Below are 9668 nucleotides of genomic sequence, written 5' to 3'. Positions count from 1 at the left end.
TTACGTGCCTTTGTGGGCACTAAAGCTTTTTTATAATTTCTTCCTGAAGCTGGGATTTTAAGCTCAGTTCGGCAAACATCTGCTTAAGCTTGCGGTTTTCGGCCTCCAGCTCCTTTAAGCGTTTGATATCCGAAGTTTCCATTCCGCCGTATTTTTCCCGCCATTTATAGAAAGTTGAATTACCCATGCCATATTTACGGCACAGTTCTTTAACGGGAATACCCGCTTCAGCTTCTTTTAAAATAGCGACGATTTGATGTTCAGTCATTTTTTTCATAATTAAATCCCCTTTATTTTTATCATAGAGAATTTTCTACTTTTTTGCTGTACTATTTTAGGGGATAGTTACATATTAACCCTCGCATTAATCAAAAATTCACGAACTCTATTTACCAACAAACCTATGGAAAAGACGAGAAAGTAATACAGACATTTATAAAGATGTAGCATGATGAGTAAATATTCGAAGATTCAAAAGATAGAAAACAAAAGTTTAAACGATCCTATATATTAGAATATCAAGCTGATTAGCAAACTTTTCTCTATCTCTGTTTGAAAAAGGAGAAGGACCTTTAGACTGTATTCCGCTAGCTCGCATCGTTTCCATAAAATCTCGCATAGTTAATCGTTCTTTAATTGTATCAAGTGTGTATTGTTCTCCTCGTGGTGTGAGGACTAAAGCACCTTTATTTAAAATCTCTGATGCAAGTGGAATGTCAGACGTAATGACTAAATCATTTTTTTTAACCAACCCAATAATTTTATTGTCTGCAACATCAAATCCTTTTTCAACTTGCAAGCTTTTAATATAAGGCGAGGAGGGGGGATATAGCCGCTGATTAGCAATTAATACAACATTAATTGCTTTCCGGTTAGCTACTCGATATAAAATCTCTTTAATTGGGTTTGGGCATGCATCGGCATCAATCCAAATGTTCATAACAAGTATGTCTATATTATAAAATATCAATTGCTAGCAATTATAGCTGTTATTAGGGGAAAAGTGCTATTCATTTTTTGTGAAAATATTTTAGGTAAACCAGCAGTTTATTCTATTTTATGAATTTATTTATGTTGATATAAACTGATTCTTTCTATTTAAAATTTTGATGATAAGTGGTAGTATATCCGACCAATTTATTTATGTACGCAAGTGCGCTTTCGTGTGGCGCACCACTGTTATAAGGATTTATTATGCCAATTATTACTCTTCCTGATGGAAGTCAACGCCAATTTGATAAACCCGTTACCGTTTTAGAAGTTGCACAAAGTATTGGTGCAGGGCTGGCAAAAGCTTGTATAGCTGGACGTGTAAATGGTGAGCGTAAAGATGCCTCTGATATCATTGAGCAAGATGCAACATTAGCCATCATTACTACTAAAGACGAAGATGGACTTGAAATTATACGCCATTCTTGTGCGCATTTATTAGGTCATGCGATTAAGCAATTATGGCCTGATACACAAATGGCAATCGGTCCAACAATTGATAATGGCTTTTATTATGACGTTGATTTAGATCACTCATTAACGCAGGAAGATCTTGATGCATTAGAAAAACGCATGCATGAATTGGCTAAAAAAGATTATGAAGTAAAAAAAGAAGTCGTTAGTTGGGAACGAGCTAGAGAAGTATTTTGGGAGCGACGTGAACCATATAAAATTGCTATCTTGGATGAGAATATCCCTAAAGATTCAAAACCAGCACTTTATCACCACGAAGAATATATTGATATGTGTCGTGGACCACATGTTCCTAATATGCGTTTTTGCCACCATTTTAAATTGCAAAAAGTTGCAGGTGCTTATTGGCGTGGTAATAGTGACAATAAAATGTTACAACGCATTTATGGAACAGCATGGGCAGATAAAAAACAACTTGATAGCTATTTACAATTTTTAGAAGAAGCGGCTAAACGTGATCACCGTAAAATAGGTAAACAGCTTGATCTTTATCATATGCAAGAAGAAGCACCCGGTATGGTATTTTGGCATAATGATGGATGGATTATCTTCCGTGAACTTGAGGTTTTTGTTCGCACTAAATTAAAAGAGTACGATTATCAAGAAGTCAAAGGTCCGTTTATGATGGATCGTGTTTTGTGGGAAAAAACAGGGCATTGGGGTAATTATAAAGAGTTAATGTTTGTCACTTCATCTGAAAATCGTGAATATTGTATTAAGCCAATGAACTGTCCAGGGCACGTACAGATTTTTAATCAAGGTTTAAAATCTTATCGTGATTTACCATTACGTATGGCGGAATTTGGTAGCTGTCATCGAAACGAGCCATCTGGATCTTTACACGGATTGATGCGTGTTCGAGGTTTCACCCAAGATGATGCACATATTTTTTGTACTGAAAGTCAAATTTGCAGTGAAGTTAATAGTTGTATCAAAATGGTTTATGATACTTATAGTACTTTCGGTTTTACAGATATTACTGTTAAGTTATCCACTCGTCCAGAAAAACGAATCGGTAAAGATGAAACATGGGATCTTGCAGAAAAAGATTTGGCCGAATGTTTAACTGAAAACGGCATTGATTTTGAATACCTACCAGGTGAGGGTGCCTTTTATGGACCAAAAATCGAGTTTACTCTACATGACTGTCTAGGGCGTGCATGGCAATGTGGTACTGTTCAATTAGACTTTATGCTACCAGAACGTTTAGATGCAACTTATGTTGGTGAAGACAACGAACGTCATGTTCCCGTTATGATTCATAGAGCTATTTTAGGTTCAATGGAGCGCTTTATGGGAATCTTAACAGAAAACTGCGCAGGATTTTTTCCTACATGGCTTGCTCCATTGCAAGTTGCAGTAATTAATATTACCGATAATCAAGCTGAATATGCAAAACAATTAACCGCGCAACTACAAAAAGTTGGCATTAGAGCAAAAGCGGACTTGAGAAATGAGAAAATAGGGTTTAAAATTCGCGAGCATACTCTTAAACGTGTTCCTTATATGTTTGTTTGTGGAGACAAAGAAATGGAATCAGGAACAATTTCAGTTCGAACTCGCCAAGGTAAAGATCTTGGTAGCTTTGAAGTGAAACATGTTATAGAATTGTTGCTTAACGAAATTCATAGTCGTTCATTAGAACAAATGAATTAATGACAAATTAATTTGGAGGAATGAGATATTAAAGTCAGTAAACGAATTCAGTCAACACGAGCACATAAGATTAACGATGAAATTACCGCTCGTGAGGTGAGATTAACCGGCGTCGATGGTGAGCAGCTCGGTATAGTAAGCTTAGATGAAGCTTTAAAACAAGCTGAAGAGGCAACTTTAGATTTAGTTGAAATAAGCCCTAATGCAGAGCCACCTGTTTGTCGAATTATGGATTATGGCAAGTTCCTCTATGAAAAGAGTAAAGCAACAAAAGAGCAGAAGAAAAAGCAAAAGGTTGTTCAGGTTAAGGAAATTAAGTTCCGACCTGGTACAGACGAAGGCGACTATCAGGTAAAACTCCGCAGCCTGATTCGCTTTCTTGAAGATGGCGATAAAGCTAAAGTCACATTACGTTTTCGTGGTCGTGAAATGGCTCACCAACAGTTAGGTTCTGAAATGCTTGATCGCATTAAAGAAGACTTAGCTGATTTGGCGATCATTGAGTCTTATCCAACTAAGATTGAAGGTCGGCAAATGATTATGGTACTTGCGCCGAAGAAGAAATAATGGTTTGACAAGCTAGTTTTCGATTTATTGAAAATTACACCATTATTTTATTTTTATTAACAATGCGAAGTGGAAATTAATAAAATGCCTAAAATTAAAACTGTAAAAGGCGCAGCAAAGCGCTTTAAAAAAACAGCTTCTGGTGGCTTTAAGCATAAGCAAGCTAACAAAAGCCATATCCTAACTAAAAAATCAACTAAACGTAAACGTCATTTACGTGGTTTGACGACTGTGTCAAAAGGCGATTTAGGTTTAGTTACTGCGTGTGTTCCATACGCTTAATTTTGGTTAATTATTTAGAGGATATAGTTTATGGCTCGTGTTAAACGTGGTGTTATTGCTCGTGCACGTCACAAGAAAATTTTAAAACAAGCAAAAGGTTATTATGGAGCTCGTTCACGTGTATATCGTGTTGCTTTCCAAGCTGTAATTAAAGCTGGACAATATGCTTACCGTGACCGTCGTCAACGTAAACGCCAATTCCGTCAATTATGGATTGTTCGTATTAATGCTGCAGCTCGTCAATGTGGTCTTTCTTATAGCCGTTTTATCAATGGTTTAAAGAAAGCATCAATAGAAATTGATCGTAAGATCCTTGCTGACATTGCTGTATTTGACAACAATGCATTTGCTGCATTAGTTGAAAAAGCAAAAGCAGCGCTATAATGACTTGATAAAAGCCGAGTTATCTCGGCTTTTATCATTCTAATTTTGATATTTTTGAAGAGTAAATTAATTATGAAGATAGTTATTTTTCGTTTCTTTTTTGGTTTCTGTTGCAATATAAATTCCTGAGGCAAAGAAAAAACGAAAAATGATTATAAAAGCCTCAAAAGAGGCTTTTTTTATGCAATGAACAATAAGCAGGAGAACTGTATGTCTCAATTAGTTGAACTGGTTAATAATGCCAAATCCGCTATTGAAAGTGCTAATGACATTAATACGATCGAACAAATTCGTGTGGAATATTTTGGTAAAAAAGGCTATTTTACAATGCAAATGGCTTCATTACGCGATGTTCCTGCCGATGAGCGTCCGGCTGTCGGTCAAAAAATCAATGAGGCAAAACAAGAAGTCATTGAAATATTAAATCAAAAGCGCAATCTTTTAGAGCGTCAGGCTCTTGATGCAAAGCTGGCAAACGAAACAATAGATATCACTTTGCCAGGTAAAACACTTGAATTAGGTGGATTACATCCAGTCACAAAAACAATTAATCGATTAGTTGATTTTTTTGGTGAGTTGGGTTTTGTTGTTGAAACAGGTCCAGAAATTGAAGATGACTACCATAATTTTGATGCACTGAATATTCCGGCTCATCATCCTGCGCGTGCTGATCACGATACATTTTGGTTTGATGCAAAACGATTATTAAGAACACAGACGTCAACTGTGCAAATTCGCACCATGGAAAACCAAAAACCCCCAATCCGAATCATTGCACCAGGTAGAACTTATCGCAATGATTATGATCAGACTCATACGCCTATGTTCCACCAAATGGAAGGCTTACTGGTTGATAAGGATATCAGTTTTACACATTTAAAAGGGTTATTACACGATTTTCTTCATTGTTTTTTTGAAGATAATATGGAAATTCGTTTTAGACCAGCCTATTTCCCATTTACAGAACCTTCAGCTGAAGTTGATATTAAAGCTAAAAACGGTAAATGGTTAGAAGTGTTAGGTTGTGGAATGGTACATCCTAATGTATTACGTAATGTAGGCATTGATCATGAAATCTATAGTGGTTTTGCTTTTGGTATGGGTATAGAGCGATTAACCATGCTACGTTACGGTGTCACTGATTTGCGTTCTTTTTTTGAAAATGACTTACGTTTCTTAAAGCAATTTAATTAATTCTGGAGATCAAAACATGAAATTTAGTGAAAATTGGCTACGTGAATGGATCAATCCAGAAATTAGTAGCGAAACGCTTGCCAATCAATTGACAATGGCTGGTTTAGAAGTCGAGGATGTCGAAAAAGTAGCGGGCGATTTTACTGGAGTAGTTGTCGGTAAAGTTGTTGAATGTATGCAACATCCGAATGCGGATAAACTTCGTGTAACAAAAGTTGATATAGGTAAAGCCGAATTACTTGATATTGTTTGTGGTGCGCCAAATTGCCGTCAAGGTTTAACTGTTGCTTGTGCAACAGTGGGGGCAGTATTACCTGGCGATTTTAAAATTAAAGCGGCTAAATTACGAGGTGAACCTTCGGAAGGAATGCTTTGTTCTTATTCTGAATTGGGAATTTCGGATGATCATAATGGGATCATTGAGTTGCCAGATGATGCACCTTTAGGCATGGATATTCGTGAATATTTAAACCTTAATGACGTTATAATAGATATTAGTGTTACACCAAATCGAGCGGATTGTTTTGGAACTGTTGGCATTGCCAGAGATATTTCCGCAGTTAACAATATTGCTATGAAAGAACTAAAAGTTGATAGTGTATCTGCAACAATTAATGATACATTACCAATCCAGATAGATGAACCGAAAGCAGCACCACGTTATTTAGGTCGTGTAATTAAAGGCATCAACGTTAATGCCCCAACGCCATTATGGATGAAAGAAAAACTACGCCGTGGTGGAATCCGCTCTATTGAGGCAATCGTTGATATTACCAACTATGTATTATTAGAACTTGGTCATCCAATGCATGCGTTCGATTTGGCTGAAATAGAGAAGGGGATTGTTGTTCGTTATGCCCAAAAAGAGGAGAAACTTGTTTTACTTAATGGTAATGAAGTTAAACTTAATGATAAAACCTTAGTTATTGCTGATCACCAAAAAATCTTAGCATTAGCAGGAATCATGGGGGGTGAAAAATCAGGCGTAACGCAATCGACTAAAGATGTGTTTCTTGAATCTGCGTTTTTTAATCCATTAGCAATAACAGGTAAAGCTCGTGAATATGGTTTACATACAGAAGCGTCACACCGTTATGAGCGTGGAGTCGACCCATCTCTACAATTTGTAGCAATGGAACGAGCTAGCAAATTATTAATTGATATCTGTGGTGGTGAAGCTGGTCCAATTATTGATGTAACACATAAAGAAGAACTTCCTGTACAAGCAATTATCCAGTTACGTCGCAATAAAATTGATCGTATTATTGGTTATACAATCGAAACACAAAAGATCACTGATATTTTAGTTAGACTCGGTTGTGAAGTTGAATACAAAGAGAATGTGTGGGTTGTAAAATCACCAAGTTGGCGTTTTGATTTACAAATTGAAGAAGATCTAGTTGAAGAAATAGCTCGAATCTACGGATATAACAATATCCCAAATGCTAACCTGAAGATTGAATCAGTAATGAGACCAAAACCAGAAAGTCAAATATCATTACGAAGAGTAAAAGACTTATTGGTTGATAAAGGGTATCAAGAAGCTGTTACATATAGCTTTGTTGATCCAAAAGTTCAGCAAATTCTTCATCCTGAACAGCCTGGAATCAAGCTACCTAACCCGATTTCAAGTGAAATGTCAGTCATGCGTTTATCACTATGGTCTGGGTTATTAGACGCGGTATTATACAACCAAAATCGTCAGCAAGCACGTATACGGTTATTTGAAACAGGTCTACGTTTTATACCAGATGAAAAATGTGAATTAGGTGTACACCAAGAACTGATGTTATCTGGTATCGTTACAGGTAGTTTGTACGAAGAACACTGGCAGCTTCCTAAAAAGCACGTGGATTTCTACGATCTTAAAGGTGATATTGAGTCAATTTTTTCACTTTTAGGCTGTGCGGATAAAGTGCAATTTAAGAAATCGCAGCTTACTACCTTACATCCAGGACAGAGTGCAGATATTTATTTAAATGATGATATAGTAGGCTATTTTGGTGTCTTACATCCAGAAATTGAAAAAAAATTATCTTTAAATAGTAAAACGCTTGTTTTTGAAATAAATTTAGCTAAAATTGGTAGCAAGAAAGTACCTGTTGCTCAAGATTTATCAAAGTATCCATCGAACAAACGGGATATAGCTATTGTTGTATCAAATACAATTCCAGTAGCAGATATTATTTCTGAGTGTAAGCAAGCTGGTGGTGAGCAACTTATAAAAGTTAATCTGTTTGATGTTTATCAAGGCGAAAATATCAAGGAAGATCAAAAAAGTCTTGCTATCAGTTTGATTTTGCAAGATAAATCGCGTACACTTGAAGAAGAAGATATAACAAACATTGTAAGTAAGTGCGTCACTGCTTTACAAAATCGTTTTGAAGCCCTATTAAGAGAATAATAACTATGACATTAACTAAAGCTGATATTGCAGATCGTCTTGCCGAAAAATTTAACATTGATCGTCAAGAAGCTAAAGTCCTTGTTGAACTCTTTTTTGAAGAGATCCGAGTGGCTTTAGAAAAAGGAGAGCCCGTAAAATTATCTGGATTTGGTAATTTTGCAGTACGTGATAAGAATTCACGTCCAGGACGTAATCCAAAGACAGGCGAAAGTGTGGATATCTCTGCTCGTCGAGTTGTTACATTTAGACCTGGAATTAAATTTAGAGAGCGTGTAGAAAAAAATTTAGTTATCTAGTTGCTAAGTTTTGATCCTACTTTTGCAATATAATGCCTTTCTTTTATTGAATATATTAGAAGGGCGTAGTAATTTTTGATAAAAATAGTTGTATTAGTTTCTTAAATAAAGCATAATAATACCTCCAATGGAGGCTCTATGGGTCCTCTTGCAACATTTTTTTGCTCATCAGGTCAGGTCCGGAAGGAAGCAGCCAAAGTAAAAAGTATGTGTGTGGGATGTGGCTGATAGAGTCTCCTCCAGTACTTTCTCATCGGTTATTTACTTCATTATGTTATAAAATATTTAATTTGCTTTATGTTTAACAAACAAGCAAATATCGCATATTCCTCAAAATATACTTATATTGATAGTTGTATCTAGGCTGTATTTTTGCGATCATAAGCAGTGTGTTATTAATTAAAATTCATGATATTGCAATTTAATTTAATCATTAAGAATTTGAAATACATGTAATATATAAAAAGAGAAAAATTATGATGCGAGTTGGATTATTTATTCTAACTAACTTAGCGGTTATGTTAGTATTTGGAATTATTCTAAGTATTTTAGGTGTTGATTCACATAGTACCTTAGGATTACTTATTTTTGCAGCAATCTTTGGTTTTGGAGGATCTTTTATATCCCTTCTATTGTCTAAGCGAATGGCTTTGCGGTCAGTAGGGGGACAAATCATAACTCAACCTAGTAATAGTCAAGAACAATGGTTAATTGATATTGTTCGTCGCTTATCAACAGAACTTAATATAAAAATGCCAGATGTTGCTATTTATGATGCTCAAGACGTTAATGCTTTTGCGACTGGTGCAACTAAAAATAGCTCTCTTGTTGCGGTAAGTTCAGGTTTATTAAATACGATGACCCAAGATGAAGCTGAAGCAGTGATTGGCCATGAAATGAGTCATGTCGCAAACGGTGATATGGTTACAATGACTTTATTACAAGGTGTACTGAATACTTTTGTTATTTTTATTTCACGAACTTTAGCATCTGTTGTAGCTCAAGCACTAGATGATCGCAATCGCGGCTTATCACAATTAACATATTTTATAATAGTTATGGTATTTGAAACGGTCTTTGGTATTTTAGCTAGTCTTATCGCAATGTGGTTTTCTCGTTATCGAGAGTTTCACGCTGATGCTGGTTCGGCTAAATTGGTTGGAAGCACAAAAATGATTGCCGCTTTAGAAAAACTCAAAACTAGCTATGAGCCAAACGAAGATACTTCAATTTTAGCATTTTGTATTAATGGTGCTAAAAAAGCGAAATTTTCAGAATTATTTATGTCTCATCCTCCCTTAGAAAAACGTATAGAAGCCTTACGGAACAATACTTACCAAAGTTAACGTTAGCTAAGCTATAACAATATTTATACGCAAACGTATACTTACCTGAAACTTTTTGACAAGCATTAGGGA

General features: G+C 35.8%; 9 protein-coding genes, 1 other RNA gene and 1 pseudogene. 9 read left to right on the top strand and 2 right to left on the bottom strand.

Going from position 1 to position 9668, the window contains the following annotated elements; all coding sequences use genetic code 11:
- Window positions 1–25: 25 nt before the first annotated feature.
- Window positions 26–277: pseudogene (locus ACYIAL_RS05470) on the bottom strand (transposase); the annotation flags it as partial.
- Window positions 278–493: 216 nt separating this feature from the next.
- A complete protein-coding gene (locus tag ACYIAL_RS05465) occupies window positions 494–940 on the bottom strand; it encodes a YaiI/YqxD family protein (RefSeq protein WP_483751162.1) in 447 nt (148 codons plus the stop codon).
- Window positions 941–1194: 254 nt separating this feature from the next.
- Here ACYIAL_RS05465 and thrS point away from each other — a divergent pair, with 254 nt between their 5' ends.
- From thrS to htpX, 9 genes are all read left to right on the top strand, one after another.
- Window positions 1195–3120 (top strand): threonine--tRNA ligase, encoded by a 1926-nt coding sequence (thrS, locus tag ACYIAL_RS05460; RefSeq protein WP_483751161.1) that lies wholly within the window; start codon window positions 1195–1197, stop codon window positions 3118–3120.
- Window positions 3121–3147: 27 nt separating this feature from the next.
- Window positions 3148–3687 carry a translation initiation factor IF-3 gene (gene infC, locus ACYIAL_RS05455; RefSeq protein ID WP_065587350.1) on the top strand — a complete coding sequence of 180 codons (540 nt, stop codon included), beginning with the start codon at window positions 3148–3150 and terminating at the stop codon, window positions 3685–3687.
- A gap of 84 nt (window positions 3688–3771) precedes the next feature.
- Window positions 3772–3969, top strand: coding sequence for a 50S ribosomal protein L35 (rpmI, locus tag ACYIAL_RS05450; RefSeq protein WP_034945602.1), 198 nt, complete (start codon window positions 3772–3774; stop codon window positions 3967–3969).
- Between the two features lie 30 nt (window positions 3970–3999).
- Window positions 4000–4353 (top strand): 50S ribosomal protein L20, encoded by a 354-nt coding sequence (gene rplT, locus ACYIAL_RS05445; RefSeq protein WP_483751160.1) that lies wholly within the window; start codon window positions 4000–4002, stop codon window positions 4351–4353.
- 210 nt (window positions 4354–4563) lie between these two features.
- Window positions 4564–5547 (top strand): phenylalanine--tRNA ligase subunit alpha, encoded by a 984-nt coding sequence (gene pheS / locus ACYIAL_RS05440; protein ID WP_174797410.1) that lies wholly within the window; start codon window positions 4564–4566, stop codon window positions 5545–5547.
- A 16-nt stretch (window positions 5548–5563) separates the two neighbouring features.
- Window positions 5564–7951 carry a phenylalanine--tRNA ligase subunit beta gene (pheT, locus tag ACYIAL_RS05435; protein WP_483751159.1) on the top strand — a complete coding sequence of 796 codons (2388 nt, stop codon included), beginning with the start codon at window positions 5564–5566 and terminating at the stop codon, window positions 7949–7951.
- A 5-nt stretch (window positions 7952–7956) separates the two neighbouring features.
- Window positions 7957–8250: an integration host factor subunit alpha gene (locus ACYIAL_RS05430; RefSeq protein WP_065637551.1), complete on the top strand. Its 294-nt coding sequence runs from the start codon at window positions 7957–7959 to the stop codon at window positions 8248–8250.
- A gap of 137 nt (window positions 8251–8387) precedes the next feature.
- Window positions 8388–8483, top strand: an RNA gene (ffs, locus tag ACYIAL_RS05425) — signal recognition particle sRNA small type.
- 243 nt (window positions 8484–8726) lie between these two features.
- A complete protein-coding gene (gene htpX / locus ACYIAL_RS05420; RefSeq protein ID WP_174797408.1) occupies window positions 8727–9596 on the top strand; it encodes a protease HtpX in 870 nt (289 codons plus the stop codon).
- Window positions 9597–9668: the final 72 nt, after the last annotated feature.

This window comes from Gilliamella sp. X-57 (assembly GCF_057063565.1).
Note: the sequence above shows the minus strand (reverse complement) of the source record. Positions and strands in the feature narration are given on the sequence as shown.